Annotated in this window: 24 protein-coding genes; 14 read left to right on the top strand and 10 right to left on the bottom strand. The window is 68.1% G+C overall.

The annotated features are described in order from the left end of the window. Positions 1–39 precede the first annotated feature (39 nt). The 4 genes from AVTE2539_RS14435 to AVTE2539_RS14420 all read left to right on the top strand — a co-directional run bounded on the left by AVTE2539_RS14435 (position 40) and on the right by AVTE2539_RS14420 (position 3,263). A complete protein-coding gene (locus AVTE2539_RS14435) occupies positions 40–948 on the top strand; it encodes a LysR family transcriptional regulator (protein WP_284402533.1) in 909 nt (302 codons plus the stop codon). Positions 949–1,152: 204 nt separating this feature from the next. Then, positions 1,153–1,458: a winged helix-turn-helix transcriptional regulator gene (locus AVTE2539_RS14430; protein WP_092744314.1), complete on the top strand. Its 306-nt coding sequence runs from the start codon at positions 1,153–1,155 to the stop codon at positions 1,456–1,458. A gap of 145 nt (positions 1,459–1,603) precedes the next feature. Next, on the top strand, positions 1,604–1,963 hold the full coding sequence (locus AVTE2539_RS14425; protein ID WP_284402534.1) for an FKBP-type peptidyl-prolyl cis-trans isomerase: 360 nt from the start codon (positions 1,604–1,606) through the stop codon (positions 1,961–1,963). Between the two features lie 220 nt (positions 1,964–2,183). Beyond that, positions 2,184–3,263: a TIGR03118 family protein gene (locus tag AVTE2539_RS14420; RefSeq protein WP_284411523.1), complete on the top strand. Its 1,080-nt coding sequence runs from the start codon at positions 2,184–2,186 to the stop codon at positions 3,261–3,263. 63 nt (positions 3,264–3,326) lie between these two features. Here AVTE2539_RS14420 and AVTE2539_RS14415 read toward each other — a convergent pair whose 3' ends face one another. The 4 genes from AVTE2539_RS14415 to ppsA all read right to left on the bottom strand — a co-directional run bounded on the left by AVTE2539_RS14415 (position 3,327) and on the right by ppsA (position 8,848). Beyond that, entirely contained in the window at positions 3,327–3,821 is a 495-nt protein-coding gene (locus tag AVTE2539_RS14415; protein ID WP_284411521.1) for a hypothetical protein, read from the bottom strand. 168 nt (positions 3,822–3,989) lie between these two features. Next, a complete protein-coding gene (locus AVTE2539_RS14410) occupies positions 3,990–6,083 on the bottom strand; it encodes a VC_2705 family sodium/solute symporter (RefSeq protein WP_284406067.1) in 2,094 nt (697 codons plus the stop codon). Further along, complete coding sequence (locus AVTE2539_RS14405; RefSeq protein ID WP_284411519.1) at positions 6,076–6,438, bottom strand: DUF4212 domain-containing protein; 363 nt, start codon at positions 6,436–6,438, stop codon at positions 6,076–6,078. Before AVTE2539_RS14405 ends, AVTE2539_RS14410 begins: the two co-directional genes overlap by 8 nt. Positions 6,439–6,457: 19 nt before the next feature. Further along, a complete protein-coding gene (gene ppsA, locus AVTE2539_RS14400) occupies positions 6,458–8,848 on the bottom strand; it encodes a phosphoenolpyruvate synthase (RefSeq protein WP_284411517.1) in 2,391 nt (796 codons plus the stop codon). Positions 8,849–9,066: 218 nt separating this feature from the next. On the opposite strand from ppsA, the gene ppsR reads away from it, so the two are divergent. The 3 genes from ppsR to AVTE2539_RS14385 all read left to right on the top strand — a co-directional run bounded on the left by ppsR (position 9,067) and on the right by AVTE2539_RS14385 (position 10,983). Further along, positions 9,067–9,888 carry a posphoenolpyruvate synthetase regulatory kinase/phosphorylase PpsR gene (gene ppsR / locus AVTE2539_RS14395; RefSeq protein ID WP_272568151.1) on the top strand — a complete coding sequence of 274 codons (822 nt, stop codon included), beginning with the start codon at positions 9,067–9,069 and terminating at the stop codon, positions 9,886–9,888. Between the two features lie 129 nt (positions 9,889–10,017). Further along, the gene (locus AVTE2539_RS14390; protein WP_284411515.1) at positions 10,018–10,674 is read left to right on the top strand and encodes a hypothetical protein; all 657 of its coding nucleotides are present in this window, start codon (positions 10,018–10,020) and stop codon (positions 10,672–10,674) included. Between the two features lie 24 nt (positions 10,675–10,698). Then, entirely contained in the window at positions 10,699–10,983 is a 285-nt protein-coding gene (locus tag AVTE2539_RS14385; RefSeq protein WP_284411512.1) for a hypothetical protein, read from the top strand. A 57-nt stretch (positions 10,984–11,040) separates the two neighbouring features. Here the strand turns inward: AVTE2539_RS14385 and AVTE2539_RS14380 are convergent, their stop codons facing one another. Next, the gene (locus tag AVTE2539_RS14380; protein WP_284411510.1) at positions 11,041–11,382 is read right to left on the bottom strand and encodes a hypothetical protein; all 342 of its coding nucleotides are present in this window, start codon (positions 11,380–11,382) and stop codon (positions 11,041–11,043) included. Positions 11,383–11,702: 320 nt separating this feature from the next. Between AVTE2539_RS14380 and AVTE2539_RS14375 the strand changes: the two genes are divergently transcribed. Then, positions 11,703–12,215, top strand: coding sequence for a GAF domain-containing protein (locus tag AVTE2539_RS14375; RefSeq protein ID WP_284411509.1), 513 nt, complete (start codon positions 11,703–11,705; stop codon positions 12,213–12,215). 96 nt (positions 12,216–12,311) lie between these two features. Here the strand turns inward: AVTE2539_RS14375 and AVTE2539_RS14370 are convergent, their stop codons facing one another. Next, entirely contained in the window at positions 12,312–13,211 is a 900-nt protein-coding gene (locus AVTE2539_RS14370; protein WP_284411507.1) for a LysR family transcriptional regulator, read from the bottom strand. Positions 13,212–13,320: 109 nt separating this feature from the next. On the opposite strand from AVTE2539_RS14370, the gene AVTE2539_RS14365 reads away from it, so the two are divergent. Continuing rightward, positions 13,321–14,292 (top strand): Bug family tripartite tricarboxylate transporter substrate binding protein, encoded by a 972-nt coding sequence (locus tag AVTE2539_RS14365; RefSeq protein WP_272568140.1) that lies wholly within the window; start codon positions 13,321–13,323, stop codon positions 14,290–14,292. 49 nt (positions 14,293–14,341) lie between these two features. Continuing rightward, positions 14,342–15,193: a substrate-binding domain-containing protein gene (locus AVTE2539_RS14360; protein WP_284411505.1), complete on the top strand. Its 852-nt coding sequence runs from the start codon at positions 14,342–14,344 to the stop codon at positions 15,191–15,193. A 179-nt stretch (positions 15,194–15,372) separates the two neighbouring features. Here AVTE2539_RS14360 and AVTE2539_RS14355 read toward each other — a convergent pair whose 3' ends face one another. From AVTE2539_RS14355 to ahpC, 4 genes are all read right to left on the bottom strand, one after another. Further along, positions 15,373–17,583: a phosphocholine-specific phospholipase C gene (locus AVTE2539_RS14355; RefSeq protein WP_284411503.1), complete on the bottom strand. Its 2,211-nt coding sequence runs from the start codon at positions 17,581–17,583 to the stop codon at positions 15,373–15,375. A 40-nt stretch (positions 17,584–17,623) separates the two neighbouring features. Next, positions 17,624–17,800, bottom strand: a complete 177-nt coding sequence (locus AVTE2539_RS14350; RefSeq protein ID WP_284395346.1) for a hypothetical protein — start codon at positions 17,798–17,800, stop codon at positions 17,624–17,626. Positions 17,801–18,107: 307 nt separating this feature from the next. Beyond that, positions 18,108–19,676: an alkyl hydroperoxide reductase subunit F gene (gene ahpF, locus AVTE2539_RS14345; protein ID WP_284411501.1), complete on the bottom strand. Its 1,569-nt coding sequence runs from the start codon at positions 19,674–19,676 to the stop codon at positions 18,108–18,110. Between the two features lie 177 nt (positions 19,677–19,853). Beyond that, positions 19,854–20,429, bottom strand: a complete 576-nt coding sequence (ahpC, locus tag AVTE2539_RS14340) for an alkyl hydroperoxide reductase subunit C (RefSeq protein WP_272551795.1) — start codon at positions 20,427–20,429, stop codon at positions 19,854–19,856. Between the two features lie 280 nt (positions 20,430–20,709). Between ahpC and bfr the strand changes: the two genes are divergently transcribed. From bfr to AVTE2539_RS14320, 4 genes are all read left to right on the top strand, one after another. Next, entirely contained in the window at positions 20,710–21,186 is a 477-nt protein-coding gene (gene bfr, locus AVTE2539_RS14335) for a bacterioferritin (RefSeq protein ID WP_092744334.1), read from the top strand. A 388-nt stretch (positions 21,187–21,574) separates the two neighbouring features. After that, entirely contained in the window at positions 21,575–21,880 is a 306-nt protein-coding gene (locus tag AVTE2539_RS14330; protein ID WP_284395359.1) for a DUF3649 domain-containing protein, read from the top strand. After that, complete coding sequence (locus tag AVTE2539_RS14325) at positions 21,877–23,550, top strand: PepSY-associated TM helix domain-containing protein (RefSeq protein ID WP_284411498.1); 1,674 nt, start codon at positions 21,877–21,879, stop codon at positions 23,548–23,550. Before AVTE2539_RS14330 ends, AVTE2539_RS14325 begins: the two co-directional genes overlap by 4 nt. A gap of 5 nt (positions 23,551–23,555) precedes the next feature. Further along, the gene (locus tag AVTE2539_RS14320; protein WP_284395364.1) at positions 23,556–23,882 is read left to right on the top strand and encodes a DUF3325 domain-containing protein; all 327 of its coding nucleotides are present in this window, start codon (positions 23,556–23,558) and stop codon (positions 23,880–23,882) included. Positions 23,883–23,978 lie beyond the last annotated feature (96 nt).

The raw sequence follows: 23,978 nt of genomic DNA, 5'->3' as shown, positions 1-23,978 counted from the left end.
GAAAATCTTGAATCCCTTCCCTTCTTCCACATTCCTTCCATGCGCCTGCCCGACCTCCAGACCCTCAAGCTCTTCGTGGCGGTGTGTGAGCACCGCAACATCGCCCGCGCGGCGGAGCAGGAGTCCATCGTCGGCTCGGCGGTGAGCAAGCGGCTGGCGCAACTGGAGGACACGCTGGGCACGCCGCTCCTGGTGCGCAAGCGCCACGGCGTGGTGCCCACCGCCGCCGGCGAAACCCTGCTGGAACACGCCCGCACCATGCTGGCCAGCGTGGACCGCATCGAGCGCGACATGGCGGCCTTCGCCACCGGCATCCGCGGCCACGTGCGCATGCTGGTCACGGCCTCCGTCATGGCCGAATCGCTGGCAGACGACGTGGCGGCCTTCCTGCAGAACCCCGCGCACCGCGACATCCAGGTGAGCATGGAGGAACGGGTGAGCCCCGAGGTGGTCCGCGGCATCCGCGAAGGCAGCGCCTCCATCGGCATCTGCTGGGACGCGGCCGATCTGCAGGGCCTGGAAACGCGCAGCTACCGGCACGATCACCTGGCCATCGTCGCCCACCCCTCGCACCCGGTGGCGCGCCAGGACAGCGTACGGTTCGCCGACGTGCTGGGCTACGAGTTCGTGAGCATGCCGGCCCTGAGCGCCGTGCACGTGCTGCTGGCGCGCGCCGCGGCGGTGGAGGGCAAAACGCTGGTGCACCGCGTGCTGGTGTCCAACTTCGATGCGGCGCTGCGCGTGGTGCGCGCCAACCTCGCCATCAGCGTGGTGCCCGCCGAGGTGGCGGTGCCGTTCGCCGCGGCCACGGGGGTGCGCATCGTGCCGCTGGCCGACCCGTGGGCCCGGCGGCGTTTCGCGCTGTGTTTCCGGCCGGCGCCGGGTCTGGCGCCGGCCGCCCAATTGCTGGTCGAGCACCTGGTGTCGGCGGGTGCCGCGGCGCGCTGAGGGAGCGTCCACCGGGGCCGTGGCAGGAGTGCAACAATCCTGTAACACCTGAGTATTTTTACCCCGCAGCGCAAGTGGGGTGCTGCTCTGGAGCTATTAAACTTGTAGCAAAATGGTTTCCACGCTATATTCACAGCGTTCCGGCCGCCCGGGTTTTGCCCGCTGCCGGATTTCTATCTCTCTATCGCGCAAGGAGAAGCTTTCATGAGCTCCAAGGAAAACGCCGCCATCAACCAGCTGTTCGAAAAGCTCGAATGCCGCTATGCGTTGCGCGTGCTCTGGGCCCTGCGCGACGGCCACCCCCAAACCTTCCGGCTGCTGCAGGACAGCGTGGGCGGCATCACGCCCAACACGCTGAACACCCGCATCAAGGAACTGCGCGAAGCCGGCCTGCTGGACCACGGCAACGACGGCTACACCGTCACCCCCTCGGGCGTGGACCTGCTCAAGCGGCTGTCCGACGTGCAGGCCTTCGCCACCCGCTGGGTCGCGGCGCGGGTCAAGAAGTAAGTCGAACAAGCCGGCGCGAGGCCCCTCCAGCGTCCGCCACCCTGCCCGACCCGCGCGCTGCGCGGGTTTGGTCTTTTAGGGCTCCAGCGCAATAAGCACTAGGGCATATAGCTATCATTTCAGTAGCACTTCGAAAGGAACACCCATGGCATTCACCACCACCCCCTCCGGCCTGCAATACGAAGACACCGTCGTGGGCGAAGGCGCCGAGGCCACGCGCGGCAACCACGTCAGCGTGCACTACACCGGCTGGCTCTACAACAACGGCGAGCAAGGCGCCAAGTTCGACTCCAGCCGCGACCGCAACGATCCGTTCGAGTTCGGCCTGGGCGCCGGCATGGTGATCAAGGGCTGGGACGAAGGCGTGCAGGGCATGAAGGTGGGCGGCCAGCGCACGCTGATCATTCCCGCCGCCCTGGGCTACGGTGCCCGCGGCGCCGGTGGCGTGATCCCGCCGAACGCCACGCTGAAGTTCGACGTCGAGCTGCTCGGCGTTGGCAGCTGATCAGCGCGGCGCGATCCGCACCGAGACCGGCGCCCGGTGGGCGCCGCCTCCCCTCAAAGGGCTGTGCCTTCGCAAGAAGGCACAGCCCTTTTTCCATCTGGTGCGCCCTTGCTTGCCCGCTCGCGCTTTCATTTTCTTTTCACCGCCCCCACAACCTTTGGCCACGCAGCCCGCACTCACCACGGCAGAAAAATGACTGCGATCTTCCAACGGAGCAATCTTGAAAATATCCAGAATCTTGTGGGGTGCGGTGCCGGCGACGGCGTTGGTGCTGGCCGGCTGCGGCGGGAGCGACGCCCCACCGACGGTCACCTCCTTCACGGCCAAGGCTGTGGTGTCCGACGGCAGCATTGCAGGTACGCAGACCGATGCCAACCTGAAGAACGGCTGGGGCATCGCCTTCAACCCGAACGGCTTCGTCTGGGTGACCGCCACGGCCACGCAGAAGTCCACGCTCTATGACGGCAACGGCGTGCCCCAGACCCTGGTGGTGACCGTGCCCCCGGCCGGCAGCGCCCCGGCCAACCCCACCGGCATCATCTTCAGCGGCACCGGCAGCTTCCCGGTCACCAAGAACGGCGTGACCGGCCCCAGCCGCTTCGTGTTTTCCAGCGAAGACGGCAGCCTCTCCGGCTGGAGCCCCGCAGCCGATCTGGCCAATGCCATCGTGACCTACCGGGACGGCGGCGGCGCGGTCTACAAGGGCCTGGCCGTGGCCACCCGCAGCGGCGCGGACTTCCTGTATGCCACCGACTTCCGCAACAACAAGGTCGACGTGTTCGACACCAGCTTCCAGAAGGTGCAGCTGGCGGGCAGCTTCGCCGACCCGCAGCTGCCGGCCAACTATGCGCCCTATGGCATCCAGACCATCGGCACGCGCATCTACGTGACCTATGCGCAGCAGGACGCCAACCGGCGCAACGCCGTGGCCGGCGCCGGCCTGGGCGCGCTGAACGCCTTCAACACGGACGGCACGCTGGCGCAGCGCATCGTCACGCCCGGCGCCACGCTCAACGCGCCCTGGGGCATCGCCCAGGCGCCTGGCAACTTCGCCGGGGCCAGCAGCCGCCTGATCGTCGCCAATGAAGGCGACGGCACGCTGCAGGCGTTCGACCCCGCAACGGGCGAATGGAACGGCGCTTTGGCGCAAAAGGACGGAACGACCCTGCAACTGGACGGCGTGCGCGGCATCGCGTTCGGCAACGGCCTGAACCAGCAGCCGCTGAACACGCTGTTCTATGTGGCAGGACCGAACAAGGGCGTGAACGGCGCCTACGGCCGCGTGGACGTGCAGCCCTGATCCGCGCCTTCCTGCCGCATCGCCACGGCGCTGCGGCAGGACCGGCCCGCTGCGCGGGGCCGGTCAGCCGAACAGCGCCCGCTCCAGGCGCCGGTATTTTTCATCGCCCACCAGTTCACGGATCTTCGGCGCCAATGCGGCGAGGTCGTCGAAACTGCGTGCGCCCTCGACCGCCAGGTTCAGCCGGAAGCCGCGCAGCCCCAGGCTGGACGTGATTTCCGTGGCGATCGGATAGGCCGCCTGGTAGCGCTCCATGGGCGACGAGGATGCCTCGCCCGTTGCCGGGGCCGCGCCCGGCGCCCCCACCGGGGCCGGCATGCCCTCGGGCGACGCGTTCTGCAGGTCCGGCGCACTGCCGTCCGGCAACGACAGCAGGCCCTGCCCGACCATCGCCAGCACGTCGTCCATGCCGATGCCCATGGTCGCGGTGGCCGCCAGCACCTGCGCCAGCGTGCGCTTGCCATCGAACAGGATGAAGGCCGAACGCTGCCGCGAGGTCAGCGCGCCGTGGCGGTCCTTGAGGGCCAGATGGCCTGCAGATGTCTTGACGAGTAGCACGGTTCCCCCTGATCGTTTTCGGCGGCGTCGGGGGCACGCGCCCGTCCGATGGTTGGGCGCAGCGTCGCACGCGGTCGGGGCTTTGTGAATCCGGGTTTATCCATAACCTCCATCCCTTCCCGCATCGCCGCGAGCCCCACCGCGCGCCGCGGCGCGCGCACCCGCCGTTCACATCCCCGGCAGGCGTGAATGGACCGACGGCCCGGCCCCCGGCGCCCGCGTGAGCAGGCTCACCAGCCACGCGGTCGCAAGGCCCACGGGCACGCCGAACACGCCGGCCGAGATCGGCTGGATGCCGAACCACAGGCCGTCCGCCAGCAGCACGGCAGGCACCACGGCGCGCACGGCTTCCACATGCGACAGCAGGTAGTACACGGTCACGCCCAGCCCGCACAGCATGCCGGCCACCGCGCCCTGCCGCGTGGCGCCGCGCCAGAAGATGCCCAGCACCATGGCCGGCACGAAGGCCGAGGCGGCGAGCGAGAACGAGGCCGACACCATGGGCAGGATCTCCGAGCGCTTGAGCGCCGCCACGAACGCGGCGGACAGCGCCACTGCCAGCAGGGTGAACTTGGTCAGGATCACGCGCTGCTCGGGCGATGCCCTGCGGCCCGTCTCGTGAAAGTACAGATCGCGCACCAGCGCATTGCTGATGGTGAGCAGCAGGCCATCGGCCGTGGAGAGCGCCGCCGCCAGCCCGCCCGCGGCGACCAGCCCCGAGATCACATACGGCAGCCCGCCCAGTTCGGGCGTGGCCAGCATGATCAGGTCGGCGCCGAATCGGATCTCGCCAAACTGCACGATGCCGTCGCCGTTCACGTCCTCCACCGACAGCAGCGCCGCATCCACCCGTGCCCACTGCCCGATCCAGTTGGGCAGCGCATCGAACGGGCTGCCGACCAGGTTGCTCATGACCTCGAACTTCACCAGCACCGCCAGCGCCGGCGCGCTGAGGTACAGCAGCGCGATGAAGAACAGCGACCAGGCCACCGAAGAGCGCGCGGCCGCCACCGAGGGCACGGTGTAGTAGCGCGTGAGCAGATGCGGCAGCCCGGCCGTGCCCACCATGAGGCAGAACATCAGCGCGAGGAAATTGCGCCGGGTGTCCTCGTACGCCCGCTGCGCCTCGGGCGGTCCGTCCGGGTCGCCCACGTAGGGCTGGCTGTGCGCGGGCAGGCCGCCCAGGGGGCGGGCGCGCTCTTCGCTCTCGCGCATTTCGCGGCTCCAGCGCTCGCGGGCCGTGTCTTCATCGCGCGGCATCGTGGCCAGCTCCCGGCTGGCCGCCACGATGAGGCCGACGTCCGCGTTCTGGTCGCGCAGCTGGCGGATGCGCTGGCGGGCCGCTTCGCGCTCGCGCTCCAGCGCCGCGCCCACGTCCTGCAGACGGGCCTGCAGCTCCTGCGCCCGCGCCTGGTAGGCCGCCACCACCTGCCGCTCCGCGGGGTCGGCGAGCAGCCGGGCCTCCATGTCGGCGATCTTGCCGATCTGGGTGCCGTACACCAGGGGCGCCAGGGGATTGCCCAGTTGCTTGTAGGCCAGCCAGGAGACGGGAATGAGGAACGCGAGCAGCAGCATCACGTACTGCGCCACCTGCGTCCAGGTGATGGCGCGCATGCCGCCCAGGAAGGAGCACAGCAGCACCCCGCCCAGGCCCAGCATGATGCCGATCTCGAACTGCACGCCCGTGAGCCGCGAGGCGATCAGGCCCACGCCGTAGATCTGCGCCACCACGTAGGTGAACGAGCACAGCACGGCCGCGAGCGCTGCGATCACGCGCGGCCAGCGCCCGCCGAAACGCACCTGAAAAAACTCCGGGATGGTGTAGAGGTTCATGGCCCGCAGGTGCGGCGCGATCAGCAGCGCCACGAGGCAGAACCCGCCCGTCCAGCCCAGCAGATAGGCCAGCCCGCCGGCCTGCCCCGGCACGCCCGAGAAGCCCTGCAGGTACAGCGCGCCCGACAGGCTGATGAACGAGGCCGCGCTCATCCAGTCGGCCGCCGCCGCCATGCCGTTGTACACGGGTGGAATGCGGCGCCCGGCGACGTAGTACTCGTCGGCATCGGTCGTGCGCCCGTACACGCCGATGGCCGCATAGACCATGACGGACAGGAACAGGAAGATGGGGCCGATCCAGTGGCGCGACAGGCCGCGCTGCTCGGCCCAGGCCATGACGGCCAGGAACGCGATCACCCCGGCCACATAGAGCGCGAGGATGCGGCGCAGCCGCCGGCCATAGGCGGCTTGCGGCGGCGCGTCAGCCATGCGACTTGCCGGGGGCGCCCGGGCCCGGCGCGGCGGGGGTGGACGGCGGCGTGTCCGCACCACCGGCCACCGCGTTCGCGTCCTGCCGTTCGAAATGGTTCATCGCCGCGCAGTAGATCGCCACGATGCCGATGAACACCAGCACCGCGCCCTGCGACGCGATCCAGTACCCCAGCGGCCAGCCCCCCACCACCATGAACTGCAGGTCGCGGGCGAAGTAGCAGGCCCCGAAGGACACCGCGGCCCAGGCCAGCAGCAGGCCCGCCTTCAGCCAGAGGTGGCGGGCATCGTGCAGGTCGGGCGGAAAGGGATGTCCGGCCCCGGGCTCCTCGATCGCCGATGGGCGCGTGGGCATGGTGGCCGGACCGGGCCCGTCAGCGGGCCAGTTGCTGCCAGGTGGCGATCACGCTGTCGGGGTTGAGCGAGATCGACGAGATGCCTTCCTTGGCCAGCCACTCGGCGAAGTCCGGGTGGTCGCTGGGGCCCTGGCCGCAAATGCCCACGTACTTGCCCTGGGCCTTGCAGGCGGCGATGGCACGCGAGAGCAGCGCCAGCACGGCGGGGTCGCGTTCGTCGAAGTCCTGCGCGAGCAGCTCGAGCCCCGAGTCGCGGTCCAGGCCCAGCGTGAGCTGGGTCAGGTCGTTGGAGCCGATCGAGAAGCCGTCGAAGTACTGCAGGAACTCGTCCGCCAGCACGGCGTTGCTGGGCACCTCGCACATCATGATGACCTTCAGCTCGGCCTCGCCGCGCTTCAGGCCATGCTTGGCCAGCAACTGGGTGACCTTGTCGGCCTGGCCCAGCGTGCGCACGAAGGGCACCATCACCTGCACGTTGGTCAGGCCCATCTCGCCGCGCACGCGCTTGATGGCGTCGCACTCCATCGCGAACGCCTCGCCGAAATCGGCGCTGATGTAGCGCGCCGCGCCACGGAAGCCCAGCATCGGGTTCTCTTCCTCGGGCTCGTAGCGGCTGCCGCCGATGAGCTTGCGGTACTCGTTGGACTTGAAATCCGACAGGCGGACGATCACCGGCTTGGGCCAGAAGGCGGCGGCGATGGTGGCCACGCCCTCGGCCACCTTGTCCACGTAGAACGCACGGGGCGAGGCGTGGCCGCGCGCCACCGATTCCACGGCCTTTTTCAGGTCGGCATCGACGGCGGGGTAGTCCAGGATGGCCTTGGGGTGCACGCCGATGTTGTTGTTGATGATGAACTCCAGCCGGGCCAGGCCCACGCCGTCGTTGGGCAGCTGGCAGAAGTCGAAGGCCAGTTGCGGGTTGCCCACGTTCATCATGATCTTGGTGCCGATCTTGGGCATTTCGCCGCGCTGCACTTCGGTCACTTCGGTTTCGAGCAGGCCGTCGTAGATCTTGCCGGTGTCGCCCTCGGCGCAGCTCACCGTTACCAGCGTGCCGTCCTTGAGCAGGCTGGTGGCGTCGCCGCAGCCCACCACGGCGGGGATGCCCAGTTCACGCGCGATGATGGCCGCGTGGCAGGTGCGCCCGCCGCGGTTGGTGACGATGGCGCTGGCGCGCTTCATCACGGGCTCCCAGTTGGGATCGGTCATGTCGGTGACCAGCACGTCGCCGGGTTGCACCTTGTCCATTTCGGCGATGTCGCTCACCAGGCGCACGGGGCCGGTGCCGATCTTCTGGCCGATGGCCCGGCCTTCGGCCAGCACGGTGCCGGTGCCTTTCAGCTTGAAGCGCTGCTCGGCCTGGCCCTTGGACTGGCTCTTCACCGTCTCGGGACGCGCCTGCAGGATGTAGAGCAGGCCGTCGGTGCCGTCCTTGCCCCATTCGATGTCCATCGGGCGGCCGTAGTGCTGTTCGATCACCAGGGCGTAATGGGCCAGTTGCTCCACGTCGGCATCGGACAGCGAGAAGCGGTTGCGCTGCTCGGTCGCCACGTCCACCGTCTTGACCAGCTTGCCGGTGGCAGCTTTCTCCTCGGCCGAGGCGAAGACCATCTGCACCAGCTTGGAGCCCAGGTTGCGGCGGATCACGGCCTTGTTGCCCGCCTGGAGCATGGGCTTGTGCACATAGAACTCGTCGGGGTTCACGGCGCCCTGCACCACCGTCTCGCCCAGGCCGTAGCTGCTGGTGATGAAGACCACTTCTTCGAAGCCGGACTCGGTGTCGATGGTGAACATCACGCCCGCCGCGCCCAGGTCGGAGCGCACCATGCGCTGTACGCCGGCCGACAAGGCGACCACGTCGTGCGCGAAGCCCTTGTGCACGCGGTAGCTGATGGCGCGGTCGTTGTACAGGGAGGCGAACACCTCCTTCATCTTGTGCAGCACGTCGTTGATGCCGACCACGTTGAGGAAGGTTTCCTGCTGGCCCGCGAACGAGGCGTCGGGCAGGTCTTCCGCCGTGGCGGACGAACGCACGGCGAAGCTCGCCTGGGGGTTGCCTTCGGACAGTTTTGCGAAAGCTTCGGCGATCGCTTGCTGCAGGTCGGCCGGGAAGGGCTGGGCCTCTACCATGGCGCGGATCTCCGCGCCGGCAGCGGCCAGGGCGCGCACGTCTTCGGTGTCCAGCGCGGCGAGGCGCTTGCTGATCTTGTCGGCCAGGCCGTCGTGGGCGAGGAACTGGCGGAACGCGTGGGCGGTGGTGGCAAAGCCCGTGGGAACGCGAACGCCCTGGGGCAGCTGGGAGATCATCTCGCCGAGGGAGGCGTTTTTGCCGCCCACCGACTCGACGTCGGTCATTCTCAGGTTTTCAAACGGAACGACCAGGGCGGTCGCGTTGAAGAGTGCAGACATGGGATAGCTCCAGAAGTTGAAACTGGGTCTGCGCCTGCGCTCCGGGGGAGCAATCGCGGGCGAGCGCCCATGCACGGCGTTCGGCTTTGGTGTTGTGGTTGTAGGCCGCCGGGGTGCATGGTGAGAATTTGGATAATGGGCGCCATTGTAGGCTTGCCCTGCGCGGCCGCGCTGGCGGCGGGCTGACGGATCGTCCCCCTTCTTCGGAACCCCTGCCCATGCACACGCGCACCGTTTTCTTCATCTCCGACGGCACCGGCATCACGGCCGAAACCTTCGGCAACGCCATCCTGGCCCAGTTCGACATGAAGCCGCGCCACGTGCGCCTGCCCTTCATCGACACCGAGGACAAGGCCCACCAGGCCGTGCGGCAGATCAACCACACGGCGGATGTGGAGGGCAAGAAGCCCATCGTCTTCACCACCTTGGTCAACATGGGCGTGCTGCGCGTCATCCAGGAAGGCTGCAAGGGCATGCTGCTGGACATGTTCGGCACCTTCATCCGGCCGCTGGAGACCGAGCTGGGCACCAAGTCGCACCACCGCGTGGGCCGATTTTCGGACGTGAGCCTGAGCAAGGAATACACCGACCGCATCGAGGCGATCAACTTCAGCCTGGACCACGACGACGGCCAGAGCCACCGCGACCTGGCCGGCGCCGACGTGATCCTGGTGGGCGTGTCGCGCAGCGGCAAGACCCCTACCAGCCTGTACCTGGCCATGCAGTGCGGCCTGAAGGTGGCCAACTACCCGCTGATTCCCGAGGACTTCGAGCGGCGCCAGCTGCCCCCGGCGCTGGAGCCGCACCGCAAGAAGATCTTCGGGCTGACGATCCAGCCCGAGCGGCTTTCGCAGATCCGCAACGAACGGCGCCCCAACTCCCGGTACGCGGCGCTGGACAACTGCCGCAACGAGGTGTCCGAGGCCGAGGCGATGATGCGGCGCGCGGGCATCCGCTGGCTGTCCACGACCACCAAAAGCATCGAGGAAATCGCCACGACCATCCTGCAGGAAGTGCGTCCCGAGCGGCTGGTGTATTGATATGCAATGACTCAGCCAAACGAATAGCCAGCGCCTGGGCAGACCGCGCTCCCTTATTATTTGCAGATGGATCGAGATGGTTGTGCACAGCATGGCCATCGGTTCATTGATTTAAAAAAGGGAGAAACGATGGCTGAGATTGAGTGCCGTACATCGAACGATTCACCTACATGGGGTTTGATCGATCTATTTGCGTGGAAGCTGATTCCGGACCGTATGGGCGGCGGCCGGCAATACATCCAGAACTTCAAGGACGCGTGGGTTCGTCATAACAAACAGTACATCCTTGAAGCCGCCACCAAATATCGACTTCCACCACCATTGCTGGCTGGTGTTTGCTGGATCGAGGTGGGGGGCGACCCCAATTTCATTGATCGCGTCGCATTCGAAGTTCGTTCATTTGATTGGAGCGGCCCTCCTGCCATCGACAAAATGGCGATCACCCGGCATCCGAACAAAACATCGTTCGGCTCCGTCAGCATTCAAATCCGCACGGCGGGCGAGACAATGGGCATTCCCGCTTCCGACATGTCAGTCACCCAATCCAGGGGACTCGCCAACTGCCTGCAAAGGGATGTTTTCAATATCGACGTCGTGGCGCAGCATCTGAGGCAACTGGCAGATCATGACAAATACACATTCCCACTAAGCATGGAGCAAGTCCGCATCATCGGCGCGCGCTACAACAGAGGCATGGGACTGTCTGTGGAACAGATCAAACAGAACACGAGCTATGGAAACTTCATCGTCAATTTCTGGCCACGATTCAGCAGCCTCATTGAATGATTAACCTGCACCATGAATAAGTTATTGCGGATCACCCTGCATGCAGCGTCCATCCTGGGCCTGCTGATCATGGCGCTTCTGCCACGAAATCAATACGACTTCATGCACGGTATGGACCCGTCCATTCCCGCCAACGCCATCGAAAACGGGTCGGGCAATGCCATCGTGGCGGCGGGTGCGATCTTTGCCCTTGTCGCAGTGGTCCAGATCGCCATCGCGGCGAAGGCCTCCCGGCCACGGGCCCGCGTTCTGCCCGTGGTGCTCGTTCTGCTTGGCCTGGCGATCCTGGCGATCAAGGTGGCCGGCTGAGTCGAAGAGGCCCGAGGTCCGGCCCAGTTCTGCCAAAGGTGCGGCAGGACCGCTGGCCTACTGCACCGCCTCCGGTGCCGCGTGCCACAGGGCCTGGGGGCGGGGCTCGGGGTCGCGGTTTTCTTGCGCTGCCGCCTGGCGCTCCGGCCCCGGGGTCCAGTGGGTCTGCAGGCTGCGCAGCATGGTGCGAAAGTGCGAGGTCAGCCCCGGCATCTGCGACAGGGCCTGCAGGTTCACGATGATCTTGCGGGCCATGGCATCGCGATACGGGGCCTCGGCGGTGTGCGCGTGTCCCGTCATGAGCGCCATCGTGCTGGCCAGCAGCGCCTCGGTGCAGGGCAGGCGGTATTCCTCGTCGGTGGGGTTTTCAGTGTCCGGGCGCGGTGCATCGGCAGCCATGGTCAAGCCTCCTTCGGGATTGCAACAGACCAGGCCAGCCATCGGCCGCGCCGCATCCCACGACAGGGCAGCTTGCGGACCGGACGGGCCGACGGTGCCGCCCGCGGAGTCCACGGCCGACGGGCCGGACAGCGGGTGCGCCACGCGAACGGGCGCAGACCTGGATCATTCAGGGAACAAAAGGCGCTGGCTCGGAGCGCTGCACCCCTCGGGTGGCGCCTGGCTGGCTACAGCACAGTATATGAGAATAATTCTCAAGCGAATGGTGTCCTTCGGGCCCGGTGCGCCGTCGGACGCAGCGCTGGCTTAGACTGGCGGGCATGCTTTTGGACTACAACCCCGACGACCTCGACGTCAAGATTTGCGAACTGCTGGTCGCCACCAGCGATTCCGCCGACCCTGAGCTTCCTGCCGCCGTTCCGGAGGTGCTGAAACTGCTGCGCACGCGGCTGGGCATGGACGTCGCCTTCGTGTCCCAGCTCACGGACGACCACCGCACCATCATGGCCGTGGACAGCGCGCCGGATTTCTCGCTGGTGGAAGTGGGCCGGTCCGACCCGGTCGAAGAAAGCTGGTGCCAACGGGTGGTCGAAGGCCGACTGCCGGAACGGATGGAAGATGCCGCGCCCTACATCGCGTCCGGTAAGGCGCCGGACCCGGGGTTCCCCATCGGCACCCATCTGAGCACGCCGGTGCGCCTGTCCGGCGGGGCGGTGTATGGCACGTTGTGCTGCTTCAGCCGCGGCGTTCGTGCCGATGCGGACATCGACCGGCTGCGTTACACGGCCAACCTGCTGGCCGCGCGGCTGGCGCCGGGTTCGGCGAGGGCTTGAGCAAGCCTGGCGCCGAATGCGGCGGCGCCGGGCCATCGGGGCAGCGGATACATGCCGGCCGCCAAATCCCCTGCCCTTCGAGTGCAATCGGCCGCGTCAGACCGCGGCATGCATCTGCAGCAGGCGCTGCCGCAGGGCCTCGGCCACCGGGCTGAGTTCGCGCGAGCGCCGCTGCAGCAGCCCCAGGGTGCGCCACAGGTCGGGCCCGGTCAGCGGCACGCCGCACACCTGGGAATGCGCGGGCGACAGCGCCAACTGCGGCAAGGCCGCCAGCCCCAACCCGGCCTCGACCAGGGCCAGCGCGCCGGTCACATGGTTGCATTCGTACCAGGCGACGGGAGGGTTCGGCAGTTCCGCCATGGCCTGGTCCAGCAGCAGGCGGTTGCTGCTGCGGCTGGAGACCGACACCAGCCGCTGGCCAGCCAGTTCCTCCCAACGCACCTCGGTGCGCTGCGCCCAGGCGTGGCTGCGCGGCATGGCCAGCACGTAGCGTTCGCGCAGCAGCGGCTGGAACAGCAGCGCCGACTCCTGGGTACCAGTGAAGCTCAGGCCGAAGTCCGCCTCGCCGCGGGCCACTGCTTCCAGCACCTGCTGGGCGTTCTCGTCGATCACGTGCACCTGCACATCGGGCATCGCCTGCGCGAAGGCCTGCAGCGCCCGCGGAAGCAGGTGGTTGGCCACGGACGGCACGCAGGCGATGGTCACGCGGCCCCGGCGCAACTGCACCTGGTCGCCGAAGCGCTGGACCGCCTCGTCCAGCCCGGTCAATGCCATGCGCGCCTCGTGCAGGAACTCCTGGCCCATCGCGGTCAGTTTCACCGTGCGGGTGGTCCGCTCCAGCAGCCGGGCACCGAGCGCGGATTCCAGCCGCTCCACCCGCCGGCTCAAGGCCGGGGCGGACAGGCACAGGATCTCGGCCGCCACGCGGAAGCTGGACTGGTCCGCGGTGACCACGAAGGCCTGCAGTTCCTTGAGGTCGAATTTGATGCTTCGCATGCAACAGTCGTTTCGTAAATTGCAATTTACGGATCATTGTGCCCCTCCTACGATGCGCCCTTGATCGCCGGGCCAACGACCCGGCGGCGCTTTCCCGGAGACATACCCCATGCAACGACGCCCCCTCATCGCGGCAGCCTTCCTGGCCGCCAGCTTCCCCCTCGCCAGCACCGCCCAGGCGCAGGACTTTCCGCCGAAGAAGCCGGTGACCCTCGTGGTCGGCTTCGCCGCGGGTGGCTCGGCCGACATCGCCGCCCGCATCATCGCCAAGAAGCTGGGCGAGAACATCGGCCAGAGCGTGGTGGTGGACAACAAGCCGGGGGCCGGGGGCAACCTGGCCCATGCCCAGGTGGCCAACGGCCCGTCGGACGGGTCCATGCTGCTGTTCGGCTCCATCGGGCCGCTGAGCATCGCGCCCCATTTCATGAAGGTGGCGTACGACCCCCTCAAGGACCTGGCGCCCATCTCGATGGGTGTGGCCTTCCCGAACGTGCTGGTGGTGCCCGCGAGCACCGGCATCAAATCGCTCGGCGATTTCGTGGCCAAAGCCAAGCGCGAGCCCGGCAAGCTGGACTACGCCTCCACCGGCCCGGGCTCGGCCGCGCACCTGGCGGGAGAGCTGCTCAACGACGTGGCGAAGATCGACACGCTGCACGTTCCCTACAAAGGGGGCGCCCCGGCGCTGCAGGACGTGCTGGGCGGGCGGGTCACCGCGTTCTACGCCGCACCGCCCTCGGCCCTGCCCCACATCGAATCGGGCAAGCTCATTCCCCTGGCGACCACTGGCCTGACCCGCCCGGCCTACCTGCCCAACGTGCCCACCGTGGCGGAGACCTACCCGGGCTTCAACGCCACCAACTGGTATGCCTTCGTGGCCTCGGCCAAGACGCCCAAGCCCCTGCTGGACCGCTGGAACACCGAAATCGTCAAGGTGCTCAACACGCCGGAGGTGCGCGACAACCTGCTCAAGCACGGGCAGACCGCCAGCCCCACGGGCCGCGAAGAACTCGGCCAATTCATCGCGGCGGAGCATGCCAAGTGGGGCCGCATCATCCGCGAACGCAAGATCACCGCCGACTGAAACGGCAGGCCGGACGCATTCCCCCCAGAAAAATCAGGAGACAAAGGACATGCCGCTCAACCTCCCGCTCACACCGTCCCCCACCACGGCCACGCCCAGCAACGCCCGGCGCCGCGTGCTGCGCACCCTGCTGGGCACCGCCCTGGGCCTCGGCCTGGCCCTGGGGGGCGCCGCCCCGCCCGCTGCCCAGGCCGCGGAGATCCGCGTGGTCACCTCCGGCGGCTTCTCGGCCGCCTACGACCAGCTGGTGCCGCTGTACGAGCAGGCCACCGGCCACACGGTCGTCACGGCGCGTGGCGCATCGCTCGGCAACGCACCCGACTCCATCCCCAGCCGCATGGCGCGGGGCGAGCAGTTCGACATCGTGATCCTGGCCGATTCGGGGCTGGACGAATTGACGGCGCAGGGCAAGGTGCAAGCGGGCAGCCGCGTCGACCTGGCCCGCTCCATGATCGGCATGAGCGTGCGCAGAGGCACGCCCAAGCCGGACATCAGCAGTCCGGAGGCCCTCAAGCAGACCCTGCTCCAGGCCAAATCGGTCGCCTATTCCGCCAGCGCCAGCGGCACCTACCTGGTCAACGAACTGTTCCCGCGCCTGGGCGTGGCCGAGGCGATGAAGACCAAGGCCACCAGGATCTACAGCGAACGCGTCGGCGCGGTGGTGCTGCGGGGCGATGCGGAGCTAGGCTTCCAGCAGGTGAGTGAATTGCTGCCGTTCAAGGAGCTGGAATTCGTCGGCCCCTTGCCGGACGCCGTGCAGCAGCGCGTGTTCTTCTCTGCCGGCGTGGCCGAGGGCGCGCAGAACGCGGATGCCGCCCGCCATCTGATCCGCTTCCTGGCGTCGCCAGCCGCCGGCCCGATCGTGCGCAGCACGGGCATGGAGCCCGCGGCCACGCGCTGAGCGGGCGGGCGGTCCGCACCGGCAATCGCCCTGGAGAGGCCTGAGGCCAAAACGGCCTCCAGGACAATAAACACTAGGGCATTACGCTATACAAAATATAGCAAACCCGCTACGACGGTGCCTCGGTGAGGCTGCTGCGCCCCCACCCGAGCGGCGCGGGCAGGCCCCTTCCTTGGCGCTCAACGGCCGCCCTGCCCCATGGCGGGATCGCTGAAGCCGTCGCGGCCCGTCTCCACCCGCCCGGCAAAGCGGCGGACGAACCCCGGCAGCGCGCTGCACGTGACCTGGAAGTCGTACCAGCGGGCGCTGCCGCCCAGGTCCCACTGCAGGTCCTGCGCCTGGCCCGGCGGCACCGTGGCGGTCCACGGGCCGTCCTGGCGGTAGGCCAGGGCCTGCACGCGCAGCACGGCTTCCGCAGCGCCCGCGTTCATCAAGGTCAGGTGCACGTTGCCATTGGCGATGTCGTAGCACACCCGCACTTCGGGCTGGGGCACGCCGGGGGCGCGCAGCGCGCTGAGCTGGCCCGCGAAGCTGCGGTGGAACCCGTTCGGCCCCAGCACCCACAGGTCGTAGGCGCCCGCATCGTCCGTGCCGGCATTCCAGCGGTCGTCGAGCTGCTTGCCCGCCTCCACCACGTAGCGGCGCGGGGCGCGGTCCAGGTGCAGCCGGTCGTAGACGTGGAAGACGGCCGCGCTGGTGCCGGTGTTCGAGAACAGCAGTTGCACCGTGCCCGCGGCCGGCTCCGCCCGGGCGCTGGTGTGCAGCTCGTACGGCAGTGCGCGCGAGGGCCGGGCCTGCACGGCCTGCTGCGGCAGGGCCTGCGGCGTGGGCACGGCGATCTGCGGCAGCGCACCCTGGGCGGCGCGCAGGGCGTCGGCATCGTCCCGCGTGCGGCGACCGGCGAGCGTGGCGAGCGGCCCGTCGTTGGGCGTGGCGAAGTTGAAGGCCGTGGTGAGGTCGCCGAACACCGCGCGGCGGTAGGGGCTGATCTGCGGCTCCTGCACGCCGAAGCGGGCTTCGAGAAAGCGCAGCACGGAGGTGTGGTCGAAGTTCTGCGAATTCACCCAGCCGCCGCGGCTCCACGGGGAGATCACCCACATCGGCACGCGCGGCCCGGGGCCGTAGCAGTCGCCATCGGGCGGCGGCATGCCGGTGCCGGGGACCGGGGTGTGCGTGTAGTACTCGTAGGCCATGTCCCGGTCGCTCAGCGTGGACTTGCCGATCTTGCCGCCGCTGGCATCCAGCGACGGCGCGCACGGCGGCGGCAGGTGGTCGAAGTAGCCGTCGTTCTCGTCGAAGTTGATGAGCAGCACGGTCTTGCTCCACACATCGGGATTGGCCGTGAGGGCATCGAGCACCTCCTGCACGTACCAGCCGCCCTGCACCGGGCTGGAAGGGCCCGGGTGTTCGGAGTACGTGGCGGGCGGGACGACCCACGACACCTGCGGCAGCGAGCCGTCGAGCACCGCCTTGCGGAAGGTGCCGAGAAAGCCGCCGTCCGGCATGGTGTTGGCGATGCCCTTGTAGAGCGGGTTGCCGGCGTTGTCGCTCGCGGGGTCGTAGGCGGGGTTGACGTCGCGGTCGTGGTAGACCGGCTTGCCCGAGGCGAGGTTGGCCTGTCGGTACTGCGGAAAGCCGAAGAGCGGGTTGTCGGTGAAGTTGTCGGGCATGTTCTGGTAGACCATCCACGAGACGCCGGCCTTTTGCAGCCGCTCGGGGTAGGTGGCCCAGTCGTAGCCGCCGGTGCGGATGTCGGTGTCCGAGTCGAGCTCGTCCAGGGCGTTGTTCACCACCACCCGGCCGGAGGGGCCCGTGGCGCCGTTGGTGCCGGTCCAGTGGAACAGCCGGTTGGAATTGGTGCCGCCGTGCAGCGAGCAGAAGTACGCATCGCACACCGTGAAGGCTTCGGCCAGGGCGAACTGGAACGGGGCCTCCTGCTGCGTGTAGTAGCCCATGGACTGGGGCTGCTTGTAGCGCGCCCACTCCTGCATGCGGCCGCGGTCCCAGGCGTTGCGCGCGTCGACCCAGCTGTGGGGCGTGCCGCTCACGCGCTGGGCATTGCCGGCCTTCTGATCCAGGTGGTAGGGCAGCACGGGCGCGCCGTTCTTGTCCAGCTGCTGCCACACGCTGCGGCCGCCGGCCACGGGGATGGTGAAGCGGTCGCCGAAACCGCGCACGCCGGGCAAGGTGCCGAAGTAGTGGTCGAAGGAGCGGTTTTCCTGCATGACGATCACGACGTGCTCCACGTCCTGGATCGTGCCGGTGAGGTGGTTGGCCGGAATGGCCAGGGCCCGGCGGATGCTGGGCGGGAACAGGCTCAGCGCCGCGGCGGACGCGGTGGTGCCGGCCGCGGCCTGGAGGAACTTGCGTTTCCGGGAATCGATGGTCATGGTGTGCTCTGCGTGGGTTCGACGGGGAAGGCGTGCGCGCTCAAGGGGCGCAGCGCAGCTGGGTCTTTTCGGCGCCGGGGGCATCGGCGGAGGTGCCGCCTCCGCCACTGCCACCGCAGCCCGCCAGGGCCAACGCCATCGCCGAACCGGCCAGAAACATGAAGAGCGGCCGCGCCCAGCGGGGGCGCGATCGGAGGGCTGCAGGGATCAAGGTCATGGAAGGGTCTCGCGGGTCGAGTGGATCAAGCGGCGGACTGGGCCAAAGACCGAACTTCGGGGCGACCGCCTTGCAGTTGCAGAAAAGTGCTTAAACGCAGGAATCTGCAACCCGAATGATCCGCCCGCACCATGTCAGCGCCATGACGGCGGTGGCCTTCCAGGGGCAGGGGCGCCCCTATCCCGCGCACGGCAGAACGACAAAAAGCACAAGGCGGCCCGGAGGCCGCCTTGTGCTTTGGAAAGACAGAAAAAAGGAGCGGGGCGCGTGGCGGCCCGTCATCCATCAAGCGCGCGGGCGCCTGCGATCACGCTGGTGCGGTGGTGCGGATCAGGTGGTCGAATGCGCCCAGGGCCGCCTTCGCGCCCTCGCCCGCCGCGATGATGATCTGTTTGTACGGCACCGTGGTCACGTCGCCGGCGGCGAACACGCCCGGCACGTTGGTGCGGCCATGCGAGTCCACCACGATTTCGCCGAACTTCGACAGCTCCACCGTGCCCTGCAGCCACTGGGTGTTGGGCAGCAGGCCGATCTGCACGAAGATGCCTTCCAGCGCCAGTTGCTTCGCTTCGCCGCTCGCGCGGTCCTGGTAGGCCAGGCCGGTCACGCGGTTGCCGTCGCCCAGCACCTCGGTCGTCTGCGCCTGGGTGATGACGGTCACGTTGGGCAGGCTGCGCAGCTTGCGCTGCAGCACGGCGTCGGCCTTCAGCTCGGCCGCGAACTCCAGCAGCGTGACGTGCGCCACCACGCCGGACAGGTCGATGGCCGCCTCCACGCCGGAGTTGCCGCCGCCGATCACCGCCACGCGCTTGCCCTTGAACAGCGGGCCGTCGCAGTGGGGGCAGTAGGTCACGCCCTTGGTGCGGTACTGGTCTTCGCCGGGCACGTTCATGTTGCGCCACCGCGCGCCGGTCGAGAGGATGACCGTGCGCGAGCGCAAGGTGCCGCCGTTTTCCAGTTCGACCTCGATCAGGCCGCCTTCCGCCGCGGCGGGCTTCAAGGCCTTGGCGCGCTGCAGGTTCATCAGGTCCACCTCGTAGTCGTGCACGTGCTGCTCCAGCGCCGCGGCGAACTTGGGGCCGTCCGTCTTGCTGATCGAGATGTAGTTCTCGATGTCCAGCGTGTCGTTGACCTGGCCGCCGAAGCGCTCCGCGGCCACGCCGGTACGGATGCCCTTGCGGGCGGCATACACGGCGGCCGCGGCGCCGGCCGGGCCACCGCCGACCACCAGCACGTCGAAGGCCTCCTTGGCCGAGAGCTTGGCCGCATCGCGCGCCGCCGCGCCGGTGTCCAGCTTGCCCACGATCTCTTCCACGGTCATGCGGCCCGAGCCGAACACCTGGCCGTTCATGAACACCATGGGCACGGCCATGATTTCGCGGTCGGTCACTTCCTGCTGGAAGGCGCCGCCTTCGATCACCGTGGTCTTGATGCGCGGGTTGAGGATGGCCATCAGCGACAGCGCCTGCACCACGTCCGGGCAGTTGTGGCAGGTCAGGCTCATGTAGACGTCGAACTCGAAGTCGCCATCGAGGGCTTGGATCTGCTCGATCACGTCCTGCTCTACCTTCGGGGGGTGGCCGCCGGTCCACAGCAACGCCAGCACCAGGGACGTGAATTCATGGCCCAGCGGCAGGCCGGCGAAGCGCAGGTGGGTCTGCGTGCCGGCGCGCTGCAGGCTGAACGAGGGCTTGCGCGCGTCGTTGCCGTCGGTGCGCAGGGTGATCTTGTCGCTGCGCAGGCCCTGGATGGTTTCCAGCAGTTCGCGGGTCTGGGTGGAAACCTCGCTGCCGTCCAGGGACGCCACGATCTCGAACGGTTGCGTCACGCGCTCCAGGTAAGCCGAAAGTTGGGTTTTGAGTTGGTCGTCGAGCATGGTGGTGTCCTTTGCGATTCGAGTTATGTCGTTGGGCGGTGCGGCCAGTGCCGGGCACGGAGCGGAGAAATCGGGGGTGAGCGGGCGAAAAAAAGCCGGACGGCATGGCGCGCACGCCATGCTGCTGTCCGGCCAGGGGCGCCCGGGGCGCCCCGCTCCTGCGGGAGGCCGAGGGGCTTAGATCTTGCCGACCAGATCCAGGGAAGGCGTCAGCGTCTTGGCGCCTTCCTTCCACTTGGCGGGGCAGACCTGGCCTGGGTTGGCGGCGGTGAACTGGGCCGCCTTCAGCTTGCGCAGGGTTTCCGACACGTCGCGGGCGATTTCGTTGGAATGGATTTCCTGGGTCTTGATCACGCCATCGGGGTTGATGACGAACGTGCCGCGCAGTGCCAGGCCTTCTTCAGGAATGTGCACGCCGAACGCGTTGGTCAGCTGGTGCGTGGGGTCGCCCACCAGGGGGAACTTGGCCTTGCCGACGGCGTCGGAAGTTTCGTGCCACACCTTGTGCGAGAAGTGCGTGTCGGTCGTCACGATGTAGACCTCGGCGCCGGCCTTCTGGAACTCGGCATAGTTGTCGGCCGCGTCTTCGATTTCGGTGGGGCAGTTGAAGGTGAAGGCCGCCGGCATGAAAATCAGGACGGACCACTTGCCCTTGAGGTTGGCTTCGGTCACTTCAATGAAGTCGCCCTTGCCGTCGCGGTTCACGAAAGCGGTGGTCTTGAAGGGCTGGACTTGCGTATTGATCAGGGACATTGCTGTTTCCTAGGTTGATGGCTGAACACGAAAACCTGAAGTTTAGGCGCTCCCAACCCATCAATCCAATTAATTGACTTCATCAAGTCGATTGCCACAGGCTATAAAAAGCAAAGGGCTCGGTGGCGTGGGCAGGAGCGAACTACTGTATCTGAGGACGCCCAACGCGAACACAACTCAGCATCAAACGCAGCCATACCGCCCGGGCAGGGAGATTGCCTTGCGCCACGTGGCCCGCGTCATGACAATCGCACCCCAAACCCACACAAGGAGAATCTCCATGCAAGGCGACGCACAGGTCATTTCGCATCTGCAGGCCCAGCTCAAGAACGAGCTCACGGCCATCAACCAGTATTTCCTGCACTACCGGATGCTCAAGCACTGGGGCTTCGACAAGCTGGCGAAGAAGGAATACGAAGAGTCGATCGGCGAGATGAAGCATGCCGACAAGCTCATGGACCGCATCTTCATGCTGGACGGCCTGCCCAACCTGCAGGACCTGGCCAAGCTCCAAGTCGGCGAAGACGTGCCCGAGATCCTCGAATGCGACCTGCGCTCCGAGCGCGGTGCCCAGGCCACCATCAAGGACGGCATCGCCCACTGCGAAACGGTGCGCGACTATGTCTCGCGCGATCTGCTCCAGGGCATCCTGGACGACACCGAAGAGCACATTGACTTCCTCGAAACGCAGATCGACCTGCTGGCCAAGGTCGGGCTGCAGAACTACCTGCAGTCGCAGATGGGCGAGATCGAATAACGCACCACCTGCCCGGCACCCGCCCCCGGGTAACCCGTGCTCCAGCCGGCCTTCGGGCCGGTTTTTCGTTTCCGCCCCGGTATCGCCCCTGAAAGTGTGGCGCGCACGCATCAGGTGGCGTGCCCATCGCGCCCAAGTTCCCACTGTTTGTTGCGATTGCACACAACGGAATGCGAACGATTCTCATGAAACCTAGAATACCGGCCTAGCCAGCCAGTCAGTTCGCCCCGGGCCCCGTGCCCCGCCTGCAGCCAGCGCCCCAACCTGCATGGAGCCTTTCGATGCTGCACTGTCCTGCGCGCGCCTGTTTCGCAACCCCGGCCGATCACCCTTTTTCCGTCACCCATTCCCACGCGGCTGCCATCGCTCCGGTGGGCGCCGCCCGGCCATGAAGGCGGCACGCGTCGACTGGCGCTACCGCCTGGCGATCACCTCCCGCGCCCTGGCGGGGGGGCTGGGTGGCTACGCGCTGGCGGCGGCCGCCACCGCCGCCCTCACCCTCGGCCTGATGCCGTTCATGCCGCGAGTGGAGGCGGTGCTCACCGCCACGCTGCTGTCGTGGCTGGTCTATGCCTGCGCCGTGGCCTGGGCCTTCTATGCACGCACGGCCTGGGGCGCCTGGGGCGCCCTCGGGCTGCCGGCGCTCGCCCTGGGCGCGCTGGCGATGGCGCCCCGCTGGCTGGGGGGCGCATGAAGCCGAAGACCGCACCCGAGCGCGAGGGTTTCCGCCAGGCCATGGCCTGGCTGCACACCTGGTCCGGCCTGATCCTGGGCTGGCTGCTGTTCGCCATCTTTTTCACCGGCACGCTGAGCTTTTTCAAGACCGAATTCAACCTGTGGATGCGGCCCGAGCTGCATGCCCTGCCGCCCGCCAGCGCCGACGTGGCCGAGCGCGCGCAGCAGGCGCTGCACCGCAAGGCGCCCGACGTGACGCAGTGGTTCATGCGGCTGCCCGACGAGCGCCAACCCGGCGTGACCATCCTGTGGCGCGGCAAGGAGGGCGGGCGCTTCAAAACCCTGCTGATGAACCCGCAGACCGGCGAGGCCATCGAGACGCGCGACACCATGGGCGGCGAGTTCTTCTACCGCTTCCACTTCGAGCTGCGCACTGCGCAAAAGGGCCGCTGGACGCTGGAAGGCCGCTGGGTGGTGGGCGTGGCGACGATGCTGATGTTCATCGCGCTGCTGACCGGCGTGGTCACGCACCGGCGCATCTTCAAGGACTTCTTCACCTTCCGGCCCACCAAGGGCGGGCAGCGGGCGTGGCTGGACGCGCACAACGTCTCGGGCGTGCTGGTGCTGCCGTTCTATCTGATGATCACCTTCAGCGGGCTGATGATCTTCCACTCGATGTACATGCCCTCGGGCATTGCCGCGGCCTATCCCGGCCCCAAGGGCACCGATTCGCAGACCTACTTCGCCGAGATGCAGGGCGACACGGCCTCGGGGCGCAGCGCGCGCCGCGCGCCGGGCGAGGCCGTGCCGGCGCTGCCCCTGACCGATCTGGCGCCCGTGCTGGCCAGCGCGCACCGCACCTGGGGCGATGCGCGCATCGGCGGGCTCAGCGCCCGCCGCGACGGCGACCGGGCGGTGATCGAGGTCACCCGCCACGACGGCGACCGCCTGCAGTACGGCCCCGCCCGCATGCGCTTCGATGCCGTCACCGGCGAGACGCTCGCGCTGATCGACCCCGATTCGCCCGCCCTGCGCACCTACCGCGTGCTCTACGGCCTGCACCTGGCGCGCTTCGCCGGGCCGGGCATGCGCTGGGGCCTGTTCGGCTTCGGCGTGCTGGGCAGCCTGATGATCGCCACCGGCATGGTGCTGTGGAGCGTCAAGCGCCGCCAGCAGGCGCAGCGCAAGGGTGCCGCCGCGCCGCCGCTGCGGCGCGGCGAGCGCCTGGTGGCCAGCCTCAACGTGGCCCTGCTGGGCGGCCTGCCGCTGGCCACCGGCGTGTTCCTGGCCTCCAACCGGCTGCTGCCGCTGGACCTGGAAGGCCGCGCCGATGCCGAGCTGTCGTGCTTCTTCGGCGCCTGGGGCCTGGCCCTGCTGATCGGCATCGTGCGACCGGACCGCTGGGGCTGGAGCGTGCTGCTGGGCCTGGCGGGCGCGGTGTTCGCCGCGCTGCCGGTGCTGAACGCCTTCACCACGCACACCCACCTGGGCGTGACGCTGCCAACCGGCGAATGGGTGTGGGCCGGCATGGACCTGTCGTTCCTGGCCACCGGCGCCCTGCTCGGCTGGATGGCCTGGCGGCTGCGCCCCGCGCGCGGCGCGAAAGTGGTCGCCACCCGGGGCCGGTCCGCCGAGACCGGCTCCGCCACGCCCCCGAGCACCCCCTCCACCCCTGCCGCAGGAGCCTGACCGCCATGTTCGAATTCTTTCTCTGCTTTGCCGGCTGGTCAGGCCTGGCGCTGGGCATGGACCGCCACCACCAGGACGCCTGGAACCGCGAAGGCGGCGAGCGCCAGCTGCGCACGCTGCGCCGCGTGGGCTGGGCGCTGTTGGCGTTGTCGCTCGTGCATGCCGCCGCGTGGCCGGGCGACAGCACCGCCGCGCTCAGCGTGACGTGGTGGACCATGGCCCTGTCGCTGGCCGCCGTGTGCGCCACGGCCGTGGCCACCTGGCAGCCGCGCCGCCTGCCCGTGCTGGGCCTGGTGGCCGGTGCCGCGGCCCTGCTGGCGCTGGCGCTCTAGCCCAGGGCCCGCCGACCGGGTTCGCGCCCGGTTCCGTTTTTCCAGCCACCCGCAGCCCCCCGGCGCGCGGGAAGCCATGTTCTCCACGCCGTGTCG

Source organism: Acidovorax sp. SUPP2539 (genome assembly GCF_030158975.1).
Taxonomy (GTDB): domain Bacteria; phylum Pseudomonadota; class Gammaproteobacteria; order Burkholderiales; family Burkholderiaceae_C; genus Paracidovorax.
The sequence above is the reverse complement of the archived record's forward strand: the minus strand, read 5'-3'. Positions and strand labels throughout refer to the sequence as shown.